The sequence below is a fragment of the Ruegeria sp. BK1 genome (assembly GCF_056535645.1).
Genome location: NZ_JBQFIS010000001.1, coordinates 1,894,815 through 1,911,746 on the forward strand (window position 1 = coordinate 1,894,815; position 16,932 = coordinate 1,911,746).

A 16,932-nucleotide genomic window follows, 5' to 3' on the forward strand; every position below is an offset into this window, starting at 1 on the left:
CGCAGACCAACGCGACACTGACGAGCACCCGCGCATTGAATTCATATGACGCTTTTGCGCGACCTGCCGCGATGCGGCCCAATATCACCAATTTAACGCGCCACTACCATTCAATACGGTCCTCCAGCACCAATGCGTAGGGTCTTGGCCACCACACCTGGCTGCAATTCCCAGTACATATTCGATAATTTCTTTCCCAGCGCAGCGACTGATGATCTAAATGTTCAGAAAGAGCTGTCACCCTTCATAAGGCAGCAATATTGCGTTCGATTTTGGGCAGTTGGAGCCAACAGATGCAGGGAAGCAGGCTGCGCTTTTCTAAAAACTTGGTACTAGGCATCGTGGCCGCCGCAATGCCGACCGGACTGTCCGCTCTGGAAACCTCGCTGGTCGCGCCAGGCGCTCCGCAAGAGTTGGTGGACCGGATCGAGGAGACATCTTCGGTTACCACCGCAGAATCCCGCGGGTTGGATACTCCGCTGGAAATCCTGTCCGCCGCACTGTCGGATTATCGGACTATCGTCCAGATCATGTATGATGAGGGATATTTCAGCCCGGAAGTCAGCATCAAGCTAGATGGTCAGGAAGCAGCAGAGCTCAGCTCGCTCAGCGTCCCGGCCAAGATCGACCGCGCGGTGATTACCGTGGCAACGGGCCCTTCCTACCGTTTTGGCGAGGCGACCTTGCGACCGATTGCGCCGGAAACCGTCTTGCCCGAGGATTTTGCGATTGGCAAACCAGCCTCGACTGGGGCCATCCAGCGCGCGGCCTCGGCCGGTGTTCAGGGCTGGCGCAACGTGGGTCATGCCAAGGCCGATGTCGCCGGGCAAAAGGCGATCGCGCGCCACCCACAGGCCCGGCTGGACGCAGAGATCGACGTCGATCCCGGCCCGCGCCTGAGATTTGGCGAGATGTTCATTCTGGGTGATTCTGACGTCAAACACTCTTCGATCGAAAAGATAGCGGGTTTCCCCTCGGGTCAGTTCTATTCACCCGAAGAAATCCAGAAGGTCGGCACCCGATTGCGCAGGACCGGAACGTTCAATGTGGTCGCCATCGAAGAGCGTGAAACCCCGAACGCCGACGGCACGTTGGATTTCGACGTCTATTTCGAAGACCTGCCCAAGCGCCGCCTGACGCTGGGTTTCGAAATAGCCTCGCGCGATGGGATCGACCTGACCGCCACCTGGACACACCGCAACGTGTTCAAACGCGCCGAGCGTCTGCGTTTTGAAGCTGCATTGCGCAACATCGGCGGGTCCGAGGACTTGGATGGCCGGATCGGCTTGCGACTGGACCAGCCAGACCGGCTTGGTCCCGATGACAGCACCTTCTGGAATGCCCTGATCGACCGCCGCAATACGGACAACTACAGTGTGTCAATCACCTCGCTGGCATATGGTGCGCGCCGGACCTTCTCGGACCGGCTTTATGCCGAGGCTTCGGCAGGGTTTCAGTTGTCAAACGCGGACGATGCCTTCGGCGACGGACGCAAATTCAGGTATTTCATCCTTCCGTTCCGCGCCGAGTGGGATGAACGCGACAGCAAGGTCAGCGCCACGCGCGGGTTCTATCTGGATGCGCAGGCTATGCCATTTGTTGGACTGTCAGGCACGGAAACAGGTGCCCGCTTCTTCGCGGATGCGCGCAGCTATACCAGCCTTGGAACCGACGGGCGCATCGTTCTGGCGGGTCGGGTGCAAATCGGCTCAGTCATCGGCCCCTCGCTGGACGGTGTGACCCCGGACTTCCTGTTCTATTCTGGCGGTGCAGGCACTGTTCGCGGGCAGCCCTTTGAAAGCCTTGGTATCCCCGTCGGAGATGAGGTCGCAGGCGGCAAGTCGTTTTTGGGGCTTTCGGGCGAAGTTCGTGGTAAAATCACTGATACTATCTCGTTGGTTGGGTTTTATGACTACGGGGCGGTCGATACGACGGCTTTTGTGACCAGCACGGCGAATTCCCATTCGGGGGCTGGTCTGGGGGTCAGGTACGATTTGGGCGGCTTTGGCCCGTTGCGGCTTGATCTGGCTGTGCCGGTTCAGGGTGACACGGGCAATGGTCTGCAATTCTATATCGGGATCGGACAGGCATTTTGATACGACACACTTCATATACGATTGTCAGTGCCACTCTGATCGCAATCGCACCGCCGGTATTCGCGCAGGAAGACGGCGGCGGCAGTATGCTCGAGACCTTCTTGCAGGACACATTGTCGGGCGACAATCAGAACGTAACGGTCAAGGGCCTGCAAGGCGCGCTCAGCGCCCGTGCCACGATCGAGGAAATCACTGTCGCCGATGATGAAGGTGTCTGGCTGACCATCAAGGACGCCCAGCTTGATTGGAACCGACTGGCCCTGATCCGGGGACGGTTCTCGGTCAATGCGCTGACGGCGCAGGAAATCGACATCGCCCGCGCGCCGGGGGCGACGACAACGGAAGAGCCCGCCGCTTCGGCTGAGACACAGCCCTTTCAACTTCCTGAATTGCCGGTTTCCATTGAGATCGGCGAGATTCGGGTGGATGAGCTGGCCTTGGGCGAGCCTCTAATCGGTGTGGCGGCCGATCTGTCTGTCACTGGAAATCTGTCTCTGGCCGACGGAACGATGGACACCAATCTGGACATCACCCGGCTGGATCGCGCTGGGGATGAGATCAAGCTGACCGCTGGATTCCAGAACGACTCGAGCCAGATCACACTGGATTTGCAGGTGATCGAGGCGTCGGGCGGGCTCATATCGACCGCGCTGAAAATCCCTGACAGCCCGCCGATTGGGTTGACGGCCAAGGGATCAGGCCCGCTGACGGATTTTACTGCCGATATCGGGCTGAGCAGCGATAACAAGCAGCGCGTTTCGGGCCAAGTGCGCCTGCGCGCGGCTGAGGCCGATCAGGGTATCGCCTTCACCACCAACCTCAGCGGCGACCTGACCCCGTTTCTGACCGCCGAGATTGACCCGTTCTTTGGCCCCGAGACCCGCCTGTTCGTCGACGGGCAGACCAAACCCGACGGCGCTCTGGAGGTCTCGGACCTTGAACTGACGACGCAGGCTCTGAGCCTGAAAGGGGAATTGCAACTGGGCGAAGGCAGCGCTTTGCAACTGGCGGCCCTGCAAGGGCGGATCACCCCGCCCGACGGGCAATCCGTGACCCTACCCGTCGCAGGTGGGGATACGTCGATCAAAGCGGCACAGATTTCGGCGCTGTTTGACCGGAAAAACGGCAATCTGTGGGATCTCAGCCTGACGGCCAACGGGCTGAACGCACCGCAAGCCAATCTGCAAAACGCGCGCATTACCGCTCAGGGCGTTCTGGATCAGGACGAGGGCTTTGCGGTCAGCGGCGATCTTCAGGCCAGTGTTTCCGGCATTGACCTGAACGATCCCGCCCTGAACGCCGCTTTGGGGCAGCGGATCATATTGGACGGACAGTTCGACTATGGCAGCGATCAGTCCTTGAACCTGTCCGGGTTCGAGCTGATCGGCTCGGACTATGATCTGGCGCTGGATGCGCTGGTCAACGGCCTGAACAGCGGACTCAGCATCGATGGCTCGGCCGAGTTGAACGCAACCGACCTGTCGCGCTTTTCCGATCTGGCGCAGATGGAACTGGGCGGTCAGATCACGGCGCGGGTCGAGGGCAAAGGATCCCCGCTTGATGGCAGCTTTGACGGCAAACTGACCGTTGAGGGGGCCGACCTGTCGACTGGGCGCGAGGATATCGACCCGATTATCACCGGCAACACCACCGTCACGCTGGACGGTCAGCGGGGGGCGGACGGCATCACAGTGCGTACCTTCGCTCTGGACAGTTCCGCCGCGCAGGTCGAGGCCAGTGGCAACGTCACGACACCAGATGGAAACCTGACAATTGACGGGCAGGCAAAAGTCAACGCCCCGGATCTGTCGGTCTTTTCCAGGTTGGCCCAACATGATCTGGGCGGCTCTGTCCGGGCCGAGTTCGCGGGCCAGGGCACCGCGCAAACACAAGAATTCGACGGTACGCTCAACATCGTCGCGCGCGATCTACAGACCGGCTTGGCCGATTACGATCCATTGCTGACCGGGCAAACCACGATTCTGTGGGATGGCGCGCGTTCGCTCGACAAGATTGAAATTCGCAAAGCAACCGTGAACGGCACAGCGCTGCGTGCGCAGGTACAGGCGACGGTCAACAACCCAACGGACGCGCCTTCGGGTGAAGGGACGGTGCAGTTGGTCGTGCCCGACCTGTCGCTTTTCTCGGGCATTGCGGATCGGGAACTGACCGGTGTGGTCAACGCCAATTTGACGGGCAGCGGCGACCTATCGAGCCGCGCTTTTGATGTGCAAGGTGATGTGGATGCCGACAATATACAGATTGGAATGGACCTTGTGGACCGCCTAATTCAGGGCCGCACGACCCTGTCTGTGGACGCCCAAAACAGCGACGAAGGCTTGGATGTCAGAAACTTTCGCCTGAAGGGCACCGCAATCTCGGCCGATGCGTCGGGCAAGGTGGCGCGTCAGTCGGGCGGGCTGAATTATTCGGTTCAGCTGGATGACCTAGCGCGGATCACGGACATCCTGTCAGGGCCGCTAACATTGACCGGCAATGTCGCACCCACCGCGGATGGCGTCGAGGGCACGACAACCCTGAGTGGTCCCGACAGCTCCTACGCGTCATTGATCGGGTCGGTAGACGCGGACGGTTCGGCGGATTTTGACTTTGACGCCAAGTTCAACCGGATCGAGCGGTTCCTGCCAGAGTTCCCTGGCTCAGTCGCCACAAGCGGCACGGCAAAGCGGCAGAACGGGGTCTGGACCATCGATTCCAACACCGAAGGTCCGGCACAAATTAACAGCACTTTGTCGGGTACGTTCGATGAAACCTCGGGCGAAGCCGATTTGAAGGCCGTGGGCGGTGTCAATATCGGCATCGCGAACCTGTTCATCTCGCCCAACAAGATCGACGGCACGGCCCAGTTTGACGTGGCGCTCAAGGGCAAGCCCGCGCTGGATGCGCTGAGCGGGACAATCACCACCAACGGCACCTCGCTGGCGCTGCCAACCGCAGGACAGACCTTCACCGGGATCGACGGAACGGTAACATTAGCGCAAAGCCGGGCAACCATTGCGATAACCGGCGGCCCGCGCTCGGGTGGCAGTTTCAACGTGTCCGGACCGATTGACCTGACCCCGCCCTTCAACGCCAATGTGACGACGACGCTGAACAATCTGGTGCTGACAGATCAGCTCTTATTCGAAACATCGCTGAACGGTCAGATCGCGCTGACCGGCGCTCTGGCTGCCAACAGTGCCGTTTCAGGTCAGATCAATTTCGGCGAAACCAATATCAATCTTGCTGCGGCGTCCGGCGCCGTAGGTGCCGCGCCGATCCCGAATATCGAACATGTCGGGGAAAGCCCGGCCAGCTACCTGACGCGGGAACGCGCTGGTTTGATCGTGGACGAGGAGGCCACCCAAAGCGACTCGCGCATCGCGCTTGATGTTTCACTGCTGGCTCCGAAGGCTGTGTTCGTGCGCGGTCGCGGCGTAAATGCAGAGCTGGGTGGGCGTTTGTTCATTGGCGGGACAACCAGTTCCGTGGTCCCATCCGGTCAGATCGAGCTGATCCGAGGTAACTTGGACATCCTTGGCCGCCGTCTGGCCCTGACCAAGGGGGTCGTAACCCTGCAAGGCGACCTGACGCCCTATATCGAGTTCGCATCCTCGACCAGCACATCAGAGGGCACCGCGACAATCGAGATCGCAGGCCCGCTGGATGCGCCCGAGGTCAATGTATTCTCAGACCCCGAGCGCCCTGCAGAAGAGGCGTTGGCGATCCTGCTGTTCGGCAACCGGTTCTCGGAATTGTCGCCCTTTGTCATCGCCCAGATGGCCGCGTCATTGGCGCAGCTCAGCGGGGCGGGCGGGGACGCGACCAAAGGCCTGCGCGACAGCACCGGAGTTGATACAGTTGATATCGGCGCCACCGAGGGCGGCGCTGGACGCCTGGGCGCAGGCGCGTATCTGAGCGACAACCTCTATACCGATTTCACCGTGAACACCGAAGGTGACACCGAGGTGAACCTGAACCTGGACGTGACGGATAACTTCACCGTGCGCGGCACTGTCGACGGACAGGGTGAGACAGGGATCGGCATGTTCTTTCAACGCGACTACTGACGGCGGATACCAATCGGCTGACCGACCTGCGGCGCAGGCGTAAGCCCCGCGTGGTCGCGCACCATTTGGGCCAACCGGGCGGCGGCCCACTCTGGATACGCCTCAGACCGACCGGTGGTGTGGCTGACATTCATGAACAACGCCTCTTGCGTGGCGCAAACCTCTCCCGTGTCTGACAGCATTTCGGCAAAATAATGCCCGCGCTTGTGATCGGCATCCAACATGCGGATACGAAATGTCAGAGGCTGCCCCTCGAGCACCTCTTGCAGGAAGGACATCTGCGATTGCAGCACATAGGGTCCCTGCCCCAGCGCGTTGACCTGCACCTCACCCAAGCCCAGATGATCCACCATCAGCCGCTCGAGCGCCATGTCGAACGCAACGCCGTAGTAGCCCACATTCATATGGCCGTTATAGTCGATCCATTCGGGCAGCACTTCAAAGCCCCGAATCTCGACCGGCGCATCATAGGGGCCGTCATGCCCGCTTAACGGTTCTGTCATCTGCATCATCCTCGCAACAGGGCGGCATGTTTGGACGCACGAACCCTGCTGTCAAGAAAAGTTAAAGGCGGCCATAAGGGCCGCCTTTGTTCGGTTATTCCGCCGCGATAGCGTCTTCGATCTTTTCTACCCTGATGGCCGAGAACTTGAACTCGGGGATTTTGCCATATGGGTCGATAGCCGAGTTGGTCAGGATGTTGGCCGCCGCCTCGACGTAGGCGAAGGGGATGAACACCATATCCTCGGCAATCGCACGGTCGGCGCGCACCATGATGTCGATGCTGCCGCGACGGGTCGTCAGTCGGATTGTCTCGCCCGGCTCGATCCCCATCAACTTAAGCGTTCGGGGGTTCATCGAACAGTTCGCCTCGGGCTCAACCGCGTCCAGAACGTTCGAGCGGCGCGTCATCGACCCGGTGTGCCAGTGTTCCAGCTGACGGCCCGTAGTGGCAATCATCGGGTATTCGTCATCCGGGGCTTCATCTGGCGGGATAACGCTTGCCGGGGTGAACTTGGCCTTGCCGTCCGTTCGCGGGAAGCCATCACCAAACACGATTGACTGACCAGGATCGGTTTCGGACAGAGACGGATAGGTGATCGTCTCGGACTTCAGTCGATCCCAAGTGATGTTATCGAGCGATGCCATTGTCAGCTTCATCTCATCAAACACCTGAGACACGTCCGTGTAGCCCCAGTTCAGCCCGATGCGCTGCGCTAGTTCAACAGTGATCGCCCAGTCCTCGCGCGCCTCACCCGGAGGCGGCACGGCGGGGCGCACCCGCTGCACCTGACGGTTGGTGTTCGACACGGTGCCGTTCTTTTCATACAGCGCCGAGGCAGGCAGGATGATGTCGGCATAGTTCGCTGTCTCGGTCAGGAAGATATCCTGCACGATCATCAGGTCTAGCTTGGCCAGCGCATCGCGGGCGTGGTTCACATCCGGGTCAGACATGGCCGGGTTCTCACCCATGATGTACATACCCTTGATGTTGCCCTGATAGGCTTGGTCGATGATCTCGGTCACCGTCAGACCCTTCTCGTTCGAGAAGTCGTCCGAATTCCAGACCTCGTTGAACTTGGCGCGAATGCCATCGTCAGTCACGGTCTGGTAGTCGGGCAGGAACATCGGGATCAGACCCGCGTCCGAGGCACCTTGCACGTTGTTCTGACCGCGCAGCGGGTGCAGACCTGCGCCGGGTTTTCCAACGTTGCCGGTCATCAGGGCCAGCGAGATCAGGCAGCGCGAATTGTCAGTGCCGTGGATGTGCTGACTGACGCCCATCCCCCAGAAAATCAGACCGGCCTTGGCCTGCGCAAAAGTGCGCGCGACGCGGCGCAGCTGATCGGCTTCGATACCGCAGATCGGGGCCATTGCTTCGGGCGTAAACTGGCGCAGATGCTCTTTCTCCGCTTCCCAGTTCTCGGTCCAGCGGTGGATGTACTGGCTGTCGTAAAGCTCTTCCTCGACGATCACGTTCATGATCGCGTTGAGCATCGAGACATCCGCCCCGGGGCGGAATTGCAGCATTTCATCCGCAAACTTGCGCATGCCGACGCCGCGCGGATCCATTACGATCAGCTTGCCGCCGCGTTTGGCGAATTGTTTGAAATACGTTGCCGCGACGGGATGGTTTTCAATCGGGTTCGACCCGATAATGATCGCCACGTCCGCGTCCTTGATGTCGTTGAACGCAGCCGTCACAGCGCCTGATCCGACGTTTTCGATCAACGCCGCAACGGACGACGCGTGGCACAGACGGGTGCAGTGGTCGACATTGTTATGCTTGAACCCCTGACGGATGAACTTCTGGAATAGATAGGCTTCTTCGTTGGTGCATTTGGCCGAGCCGAAACCGGCCACGCTGCGCGGGTCTTCGTCGCGCAGGGCCACCAGTTTGGAGGCGGCCAGATCCATCGCCTCTTCCCATGTCGCTTCGCGGAAATGGGTCGACAGGTTCGCGGGATCGACATTCAGCCCCTTGGCAGGCGCGTCCTCGCGCCGGATCAGCGGCTTGGTCAAACGGTGCGGGTGGTGGATGTAATCAAAGCCAAAACGGCCTTTGACACACAGACGGCCTTCGTTGGCGGGGCCATTGATGCCCTCGACGTATTTGACCTTGCCGTCCTTAACCTTCAGCGAGACCTTACAGCCCACACCACAGAACGGGCAGACGCTTTCGGTTTCGCTGTCATAATCCTTGCTGTCGCCCTTCTGCTGATCGTCCAGAACGGTGGCAGGCATCAGCGCGCCGGTGGGGCAAGCCTGAACGCATTCACCACAGGCTACACAGGTCGAATCGCCCATCGGGTCGTTCTGGTCGAACACCACCTGCGCAGTATGGCCACGACCGGCCATGCCGATCACGTCATTCACCTGAACCTCGCGGCAGGCACGGACGCAGAGATTGCAGTTGATGCAGGCGTCCAGATTGACGCGCATCGCAACGTGGCTGTCATCCAGCAGCGGGATTTTCTCGGCCTCTTTCGCAGGGAAACGGCTGCCGGATACATCGTTCAGCTTGGCCATATCCCAGAAGTGGCTGGAGGTGTCATGCGCCTCTTCCGGCTGATCTGCGACCAGCAGTTCCATGACCATCGCGCGTGATTTCTCGGCGCGGTCACTGTCGGTCTTGACGACCATACCGTCCGCCGCAGGACGGATACACGAGGCGACCAGAGTGCGCTCGCCTTCCACCTCGACCATACAGGCGCGGCAGTTGCCGTCCGGGCGATAGCCGGGCTGCGGCTTGTGGCACAGGTGCGGAATGGTGAACCCTTGGCCCTTGGCGGCTTCCCAGATGGTCCAGCCTTCGGGCACGGTGACATCTTCGCCGTTCAGGTTGAAGGTGACGGTCTTGTTTGGGCTTGCATCTAGCATGGCTCTGTCTCCCTTCAGATTTCGTCAGCGAAATGTTTGATGACAAGGCGGATCGGGTTCGGAGCCGCCTGCCCCAGACCGCAGATCGAGGCGTCGCCCATCACCTGACACAGATCCTCGAGCAGATCGGTGTCCCACTTGTCGGCCTGCATCAGCTTGACCGCCTTTTCGCAGCCTGCACGGCAGGGCGTACACTGACCACAGCTTTCATCCTCGAAAAACCGCAGCATGTTCAGCGCCGCATCGCGGGCCGTGTCCTGATCGGACAGAACCACCACGGCAGCCGACCCGATGAACGTGCCCAGCGGCTGCAACGTGTCAAAGTCGAGCGGGACGTCGTCAATATGGGAGGGGAGAAGACCTGACGACGGCCCGCCCGGTTGATACGCCTTGAATACATGGCCGTCCGCCATGCCACCGGCGGCATCAATCACGTCAAGAATGGTCGAGCCTGCGGGCAACAAGTAAACACCCGGCTTCGCGACACGGCCCGAGACCGAGTAGCTACGCAGGCCCTTACGGCCATTCTTTTCAACTGAATTCAAAATCTGCGGGCCCTCGCGGCAGATTTTCGACACCCAATACAGCGTCTCGACATTGTGGACCAAGGTCGGGCGGTTGAACACGCCGACCTGGGCCACGAACGGAGGACGGTGGCGCGGCAGGCCCTTTTTGCCCTCGATGGATTCGATCATCGCGGATTCTTCACCGCAGATGTACGCACCAGCACCCCGACGCAGGTCAATATAGCCGGGCGCAACGATACCGGCCTGCTCCAGCGCGGCAATCTCACGGTGCAGGATTTCCAGCACCGCCGGGTATTCGTCGCGCATGTAGATAAAGCAGGTCTCGGCCTCGACCGCCCATGCGGCGATCAGCATGCCCTCAAGGAAAACGTGCGGCGTGCGCTCAAGATAGTAGCGGTCCTTGAACGTGCCGGGCTCGCCTTCGTCGCCGTTCACGGCCAGATAGCGGGTGCCTTCGTTCATGCGAACAAAGCCCCATTTCTTGCCCGACGGGAAACCCGCACCGCCCAGACCACGCAGGCCTGAGGACAGGACGTCTTCCTGCACCTGCTCCCAATCACCGATGTCGCGCAGCTCTTTCAGCTTGGCGTAACCGCCGTTCGTCTCATAGGCCGCGAAGGTCTCGTAGTCGGGCAGATGCGCATGAGTATCATCGGCAGCAATCGCGGCCTGAACCTTTTCGGGGGTCGCGTGGTCGATATGGTTGTGACCGATCTCTAGTACAGGCGCGGTGTCACAACGACCCATGCAAGGCGCACGCACGACGCGAACCTCCGACGCATCCAGACCATCCTCCAGCGCCTTCTGCAACTGCTGGGCACCGGCCATTTCGCAGGACAGGGAATCACAGACACGGATCGTCAGCGCGGGCGGAGGCGTCTCATCCTCTTTCACCACATCGAAATGGGCATAAAAGGTGGCGGTCTCATAGATCTCGGCCTGACCGATGCGCATCTCGACCGCCAAGGCGGCGATGTGGTCGGCGCTGATATGGCCGTGTTCGTCCTGAATCAAATGCAGGAATTCGATCAGCAGATCGCGACGGCGCGGGCGGTCGCCCAGCAGGCGCGCAACTTCGGCCTGCGCCTCATCCGTGAACTGACGGCCTTTGGGCGTGTGCCGCCCCTTGCCTTTACCTGACTTCCAGACGCCCTTGGGTGCGCCTGATGGCTTGGTGTCTAATGGTGCCATGATGCCCTCCGATTAAGGCCCCGTGTCTCATCAGACCAGCATATCGTCAAATCTCTTATCGCTATCGCACGATAACGACAGCTTATCACCGCAATGAGGCGACGACGGCGCGCAAAGCCTCGACCGTGGGCAATTCGGGCTCGCGCGTCAGGGTGGCCAGACAAATCGGTTTGCTGACAACAGGATCGACCAGCGGCAGCACCTTGGTGCCCCGCAAATCGCCCAAAGCCCGCACCAGAACGCGCGGAACAACAGTGGCTGCCAGCCCCTCGCGCGCCATGACCATCGAGGCGGTAAAGCCGCTGGTTTCCGCCACCACGTGCGGATGCAGGCCCTGTTCGGCGAATATTCGATCCAGAATGCGGCGGTTCTGCATCTGCGGCTCAAGCAGGCTGATCGGAAATTCGGCCACCTGTGCCCAGGGGATCGGACCCGTCTGTTCGGTCATATGCGAGGGCACAAGCAGCACATAGGTTTCCTCGTACAGAGGCTGAACCTGCCGCAGATCGGTGCCGATACTGTCGCCATAGGTGATGCCCGCGTCTAGACTTCCCTCATCCAGCCGGTGCTGAATGGCGCTGGCCGACATGGTCTCAATCCGCGACAGGATGCGCGGATGCGCCTGCTGCAAACGCTTGATCAGCCGCCCGGTGAAAGCGATCGCCGTCGGAATGACCCCTAGGATCAACGTGCCCGTAATCTCTCCCCGCGCGGCCAGCACTTGTTGCTCCAGCGCCTTGGAATCATCCAATATCCGCCGTGCCCGACGAACCATCATCTCGCCCTCTTCGGTGAGGCCCTGAAACCGGTTGGCACGACGGACGATCGAGACACCCAACCGGTCCTCAAGATTGCGGATGCGCATCGAGAACGCGGGCTGCGATATCCCGCATTCCTCAGCTGCCTTGGCGAAATGTTGGTGTCGCGCAAGGGCGCTAAGGAGTTGGAGGTCGCGGATTTCGATCATATTCGAGTTTTCCAATAACGGGCCGACGACCACTTTAGCCGTATTAACCTGCGGGAAAAGCACCGTCTGCAGGCGAGCATACCTTTGAACGCATTCTTGTCTTACTCAAGAAACTCGCCTGTAATACACGGCAAGGGCAACACGGAGAGGCTTCGGATGACCGCAGTAGAAGTTTTTCAGAAATTGTATGACAAGTATGTTGATTGCTATCGGTTAAAAGATGCAACTGGTTGTGCGTCATTCTTTATGAATGACGCACAACTATTTTCGCCCTACGGCCCTGCAGCCAAAGGCCGAAAGGCTATAGAAGCTACCCATTCTGAATGGGTTGAGGAAGGTGGCGAGGACAAAATCGTTACGGTTGTTCAGGCCGGCATCGACGGTCAAATCGGCTGGTGCCTTGTCCACTTTAGTGAAGGGACGACCGGTCACGGGACATCCCTTAACGTTTTGTACCGGCAACCTGACGGCGGGTGGCTGATCAGCCATTGCAGCCTGAACGAAACGCTCTGATACGGACGTTTGCCAGACGGGCTCAGTTGTTAAACAAAAAGTGCATCACATCGCCGTCCTTGACGATGTAGCCCTTGCCCTCGGCGCGCATCTTGCCTGCCTCCTTGGCTCCTTGCTCGCCATTAGCGGCGATGTAGTCGTCATAGGCGATGGTCTCGGCCCGAATGAAGCCCTTTTCGAAATCACCATGGATCACGCCAGCCGCCTGCGGTGCCGCGGTGCCGGAGCGGATGGTCCAGGCTCGGGCCTCTTTCGGGCCGACGGTGAAATAGGTTTCCAGCTTGAGCAGGTCGTAACCGGCGCGGATCAGACGGTCGAGGCCGGGTTCTTCCAAACCCATCTCGGTCAGAAACATCTCGGCTTCGTCTGCTTCCAGCAGGCTAATCTCTTCTTCGATCTTGGCGCTGATGATGACGTGAGAATTGCCCTGCGCGGCAGCCATTTCAGCGACCTTGGCGGAATATTCATTGCCTTCGGCGGCTTCTTCTTCGGACACGTTGCAGACATACAGAACCGGTTTGGTGGTCAGCAGTTGCAGCATCTTCCACGCCTTGGCGTCCTCGGCCGTAACCTCAACCAGCCGCGCGGGTTTACCGCTTTCCAGCATAGCCTGCGCTTCGGCCAGCAGGCGGTCCTGCTGTGCCGCTTCTTTGTCGTTGCCTTTCAGCTTACGCACCAGATTGGCGCGGCGCTTTTCGATGCTTTCCAGATCGGCCAGCATCAGTTCGGTCTCGATCGTATCGGCATCAGCCACCGGGTCCACGCGGCCATCCACATGGGTCACATCGCCATCTTCGAAACAGCGCAGCACATGGGCGATCGCGTCGGTTTCACGGATATTGGCCAGAAACTGATTGCCCAGCCCTTCGCCCTTGGACGCCCCCTTCACCAGACCGGCGATATCCACGAAAGTCATCCGCGTCGGGATGATCTGCTTCGAAGACGCAATCGCCGCCAGCTTGTCCAAACGCTCATCAGGAACGGCCACGTCGCCCACATTCGGCTCGATGGTGCAGAACGGGAAATTCGCCGCCTGCGCCGCGGCAGTCTTGGTCAGCGCGTTGAACAAGGTCGACTTGCCCACATTCGGCAGACCCACGATTCCCATTTTAAAGCCCATTGCGGCCTCCTGAAGCGATGTGACGGCGTCTTCTAGGCGGGTTGTGGAAAATGCGCAACCCAAGCGGTGCAACCGGCAGATGGCCACCGCAGCTTCACTAAACCGTTACGGTATTTGTACTTGCGTGAGTTGAACCGCGCGGGTCATGGTCCCCAATTAGGAATTCACATACAATTAATTGACGAAGAACCCAATGAAAGCGTTACTTACTTCTGTCGCCTTGCTCGTGGCTGCAACCTCGGTACAGGCCCAATCTGTCATCTTTGGCGCGGGTTTTGCGGATTTTTCTAACGGCAACGGCGACGATCAGGGCGTCTTTTCGCTAGAATACCAGCATCGCCCGTTTCACGAAGCAACGCGCTTCAGCGCTGGTCTGGGTGCAGCCCTGACTGTCGACACCGACGGTGACACGCATATCGGCGCAGGTCTGGTGGGCATCTATTCCTTCTCGGATCGCTGGTTCGCTGAGTTGAGTGTGATGCCAGGCTACTTTAACGCCTCTAACGGCGACAATGACTTGGGTGGTGGCTTTCAGATTCGCAGCCTTCTGGGTGTTGGCTATACTTTGGACAGCGGCAACGCCATTTCGCTGGCCGTCACTCACAAGTCGAACGCCAGCACAGAAAGCTTCAACCCCGGCGTCAACGCACTGTTCCTGCGGTATCACTACGGGTTCTAGGCCAATCTGAGCGGTCGGGATTGATTTCCGACGAAAGTTTCTGCACATCAGGTTCAAACCTGAATGCAAGGACCGCAGATGACCCGTATCGACGCCAAGTTCGCCGCTCTCAAGGCCGAGAGTAAAAAGGCTTTCGTTGCCTATATCATGGCTGGTGATCCCGACTTTGACACCTCGCTTGAGATCGTCAAAGGATTGCCGGGGGCCGGTGTGGACGTGATCGAGCTTGGCCTGCCTTTCACCGATCCTATGGCGGATGGTCCGACCATCCAGGCCGCAGGTCAGCGTGCCCTGGACGGTGGGATGACCTTGCAGCGCACGTTGGACCTGGCCCGTGCATTCCGCGAAACGGATGACACGACGCCGATTGTTCTGATGGGATATTACAACCCGATCTACAGCCGTGGGGTAGATACCTTTCTGGCCGATGCCAAAGCAGCTGGCATCGACGGGCTGATCGTGGTGGACCTGCCGCCCGAAGAAGACGATGAACTCTGCCTGCCTGCGCAGGCTGCAGGCCTGAACTTCATCCGCCTTGCGACCCCTACGACCGACGACAAACGCCTGCCGCGCGTTTTGCAAAACACGTCCGGCTTTGTGTACTATGTCTCAATCACCGGTATCACCGGCGCAGCCGAGGCCCAGGCCACCAATGTCGGCCCCGAAGTGGCCCGCATCAAATCCGCCACAGACCTGCCCGTCATCGTCGGCTTTGGCATCAACACGCCCGAGAAATCGCAGGCCATTGCAAGCGTTGCTGACGGGGCCGTAGTGGGATCCGCCATTGTCAGCCAGATCGCGGCTGGCAAACCGGTGGCCGAGGTTCTGGATTTCGTAAAATCCCTATCTGACGGCGCACACTCCGCCTGACCCTGCCCTGCTCGACATCAAGACCATGAACCGCGCCTGGAGGCCCCAGTCGCGGTTTTGTGTTAGCGCACTAAAATCCTGCTCAAACCTTACATTGCGACGCGGCATAAAGATTGGTAAACAAAGTGAACCAATCCTACGAAAGCCTGCTTCATGCCCGTCATCACCAACATAGAAGACCTCAAACGCATCTATGAGCGGCGTGTCCCGCGTATGTTCTATGACTATGCGGAAAGCGGCAGCTGGACCGAGCAGACCTTCCGCGACAACAGCTCGGATTTCGATGACATCCGCCTACGGCAAAGGGTTGCCGTCGATATGTCAGGGCGTTCAACCGCATCGCAGATGATTGGTCAGGACGTGTCAATGCCGGTCGCCTTGGCCCCGGTCGGTCTAACAGGCATGCAACACGCGGACGGAGAGATCAAGGCCGCCAAAGCCGCCGAGGAGTTCGGCGTGCCCTTCACCCTGTCCACCATGTCGATCAACTCGATCGAAGACGTGGCAGAGCACACGACCAAACCGTTCTGGTTTCAGCTCTATACGATGAAAGATCAGGACTATGTCAGCCGCCTCATTCAACGAGCCAAGGACGCCAAGTGTTCCGCGTTGGTCATTACACTGGATCTACAAATCCTGGGCCAACGGCACAAAGACCTCAAGAACGGCCTGTCTGCACCACCAAAGCTGACGCCCAAAACCATCGCAAACCTCATGACCAAATGGTCCTGGGGGATTGAGATGCTGGGCGCCAAGCGCCGCGAATTCGGCAACATCGTCGGCCATGTCGAAGGGATATCGGATGCTTCGTCCCTTGGCGCGTGGACGGCCGAGCAGTTCGACCCCAGCCTCGACTGGAACAAGGTCGAAAAGCTGATGGAGCAATGGGGCGGCAAGGTGATCCTCAAGGGCATTTTGGACGCCGAAGACGCAAAGATAGCCGCCAAACTGGGCGCGGATGCGATTGTTGTCTCAAACCACGGCGGTCGCCAACTGGACGGCGCGCTCAGTTCAATCCGGGTACTGCCCGAAATCATGGACGCCGTAGGCAATGATGTTGAAGTCCATCTGGACAGCGGCATACGCTCGGGCCAGGACGTCTTGAAAGCCGTCGCCCTGGGTGCGCAAGGCACCTATATTGGCCGCGCCTTTGTCTATGGTCTGGGAGCGATGGGACAAAAAGGTGTCACCACCGCGCTGGAGGTGATCCACAAGGAACTCGATACAACAATGGCGCTGTGCGGTGAACGCAATCTCGGGGACGTCGGGCCGCACAACCTGTTGGTGCCCGAAGGTTTCGGGGGCCGTTGGCAAAAGTGATCACTGGGTCAGGGGGCTCTGCCCCCACCGCCCGTTCCGGGCGCCTCCCCCGGCATATTTTCAGCCAGATGAAGTCTGGATCCGCTCTTTATCTGGCCCCAAATATCCCGGAGCGCGAGGCAGAGCCTCGCAAAAAAACGATGGCTCGAAAAAGCCCTTTCCAAATCCAATGAATCAAGCTAAGGACGCGGCTTCACG

Annotated in this window: 11 protein-coding genes; 6 read left to right on the forward strand and 5 right to left on the reverse strand. The window is 59.4% G+C overall.

The window, feature by feature from the left end:
* The first annotated feature begins 293 nt into the window (after nt 1-293).
* A complete protein-coding gene (locus ACR3E7_RS09500) occupies nt 294-2,096 on the forward strand; it encodes an autotransporter assembly complex protein TamA (RefSeq protein ID WP_480502815.1) in 1,803 nt (600 codons plus the stop codon).
* Nucleotides 2,093-6,166, forward strand: a complete 4,074-nt coding sequence (locus tag ACR3E7_RS09505) for a translocation/assembly module TamB domain-containing protein (protein ID WP_480502816.1) — start codon at nt 2,093-2,095, stop codon at nt 6,164-6,166. Before ACR3E7_RS09500 ends, ACR3E7_RS09505 begins: the two co-directional genes overlap by 4 nt.
* On the opposite strand, the gene ACR3E7_RS09510 is transcribed toward ACR3E7_RS09505, so the two are convergent.
* The 4 genes from ACR3E7_RS09510 to ACR3E7_RS09525 form a co-directional block, all read right to left on the reverse strand.
* Nucleotides 6,160-6,669 carry a thioesterase family protein gene (locus ACR3E7_RS09510; protein ID WP_237217226.1) on the reverse strand — a complete coding sequence of 170 codons (510 nt, stop codon included), beginning with the start codon at nt 6,667-6,669 and terminating at the stop codon, nt 6,160-6,162. The genes ACR3E7_RS09505 and ACR3E7_RS09510 overlap by 7 nt on opposite strands.
* Before the next feature lie 94 nt (nt 6,670-6,763).
* Nucleotides 6,764-9,547, reverse strand: a complete 2,784-nt coding sequence (gene fdhF / locus ACR3E7_RS09515) for a formate dehydrogenase subunit alpha (protein WP_480502818.1) — start codon at nt 9,545-9,547, stop codon at nt 6,764-6,766.
* A gap of 14 nt (nt 9,548-9,561) precedes the next feature.
* Complete coding sequence (locus tag ACR3E7_RS09520) at nt 9,562-11,265, reverse strand: NAD(P)H-dependent oxidoreductase subunit E (protein ID WP_480502819.1); 1,704 nt, start codon at nt 11,263-11,265, stop codon at nt 9,562-9,564.
* An 85-nt stretch (nt 11,266-11,350) separates the two neighbouring features.
* Nucleotides 11,351-12,232: a LysR family transcriptional regulator gene (locus ACR3E7_RS09525; protein ID WP_170769931.1), complete on the reverse strand. Its 882-nt coding sequence runs from the start codon at nt 12,230-12,232 to the stop codon at nt 11,351-11,353.
* A gap of 156 nt (nt 12,233-12,388) precedes the next feature.
* Between ACR3E7_RS09525 and ACR3E7_RS09530 the strand changes: the two genes are divergently transcribed.
* Nucleotides 12,389-12,745, forward strand: a complete 357-nt coding sequence (locus ACR3E7_RS09530) for a YybH family protein (protein WP_480502821.1) — start codon at nt 12,389-12,391, stop codon at nt 12,743-12,745.
* Between the two features lie 22 nt (nt 12,746-12,767).
* Here the strand turns inward: ACR3E7_RS09530 and ychF are convergent, their stop codons facing one another.
* The gene (gene ychF, locus ACR3E7_RS09535) at nt 12,768-13,865 is read right to left on the reverse strand and encodes a redox-regulated ATPase YchF (RefSeq protein ID WP_480502823.1); all 1,098 of its coding nucleotides are present in this window, start codon (nt 13,863-13,865) and stop codon (nt 12,768-12,770) included.
* Between the two features lie 193 nt (nt 13,866-14,058).
* On the opposite strand from ychF, the gene ACR3E7_RS09540 reads away from it, so the two are divergent.
* The 3 genes from ACR3E7_RS09540 to ACR3E7_RS09550 all read left to right on the forward strand — a co-directional run bounded on the left by ACR3E7_RS09540 (nt 14,059) and on the right by ACR3E7_RS09550 (nt 16,734).
* Nucleotides 14,059-14,544, forward strand: coding sequence for an acyloxyacyl hydrolase (locus ACR3E7_RS09540; protein ID WP_170769928.1), 486 nt, complete (start codon nt 14,059-14,061; stop codon nt 14,542-14,544).
* A gap of 78 nt (nt 14,545-14,622) precedes the next feature.
* Nucleotides 14,623-15,414, forward strand: coding sequence for a tryptophan synthase subunit alpha (trpA, locus tag ACR3E7_RS09545; protein ID WP_480502824.1), 792 nt, complete (start codon nt 14,623-14,625; stop codon nt 15,412-15,414).
* 153 nt (nt 15,415-15,567) lie between these two features.
* Nucleotides 15,568-16,734, forward strand: coding sequence for an alpha-hydroxy acid oxidase (locus tag ACR3E7_RS09550; RefSeq protein WP_480502826.1), 1,167 nt, complete (start codon nt 15,568-15,570; stop codon nt 16,732-16,734).
* Nucleotides 16,735-16,932: the final 198 nt, after the last annotated feature.

What these genes read in the sequence shown, in the direction of transcription:
- ACR3E7_RS09520 (WP_480502819.1), bottom strand. Translation starts at nt 11,265, where the DNA reads ATGGCACCATTAGACACCAAGCCATCAGGCGCACCCAAGGGCGTCTGG.
- ACR3E7_RS09550 (WP_480502826.1), top strand. Translation starts at nt 15,568, where the DNA reads ATGCCCGTCATCACCAACATAGAAGACCTCAAACGCATCTATGAGCGG.
- ACR3E7_RS09510 (WP_237217226.1), bottom strand. Translation starts at nt 6,669, where the DNA reads ATGACAGAACCGTTAAGCGGGCATGACGGCCCCTATGATGCGCCGGTC.
- ACR3E7_RS09540 (WP_170769928.1), top strand. Translation starts at nt 14,059, where the DNA reads ATGAAAGCGTTACTTACTTCTGTCGCCTTGCTCGTGGCTGCAACCTCG.
- fdhF (WP_480502818.1), bottom strand. Translation starts at nt 9,547, where the DNA reads ATGCTAGATGCAAGCCCAAACAAGACCGTCACCTTCAACCTGAACGGC.
- ACR3E7_RS09525 (WP_170769931.1), bottom strand. Translation starts at nt 12,232, where the DNA reads ATGATCGAAATCCGCGACCTCCAACTCCTTAGCGCCCTTGCGCGACAC.
- ychF (WP_480502823.1), bottom strand. Translation starts at nt 13,865, where the DNA reads ATGGGCTTTAAAATGGGAATCGTGGGTCTGCCGAATGTGGGCAAGTCG.
- trpA (WP_480502824.1), top strand. Translation starts at nt 14,623, where the DNA reads ATGACCCGTATCGACGCCAAGTTCGCCGCTCTCAAGGCCGAGAGTAAA.
- ACR3E7_RS09530 (WP_480502821.1), top strand. Translation starts at nt 12,389, where the DNA reads ATGACCGCAGTAGAAGTTTTTCAGAAATTGTATGACAAGTATGTTGAT.
- ACR3E7_RS09500 (WP_480502815.1), top strand. Translation starts at nt 294, where the DNA reads ATGCAGGGAAGCAGGCTGCGCTTTTCTAAAAACTTGGTACTAGGCATC.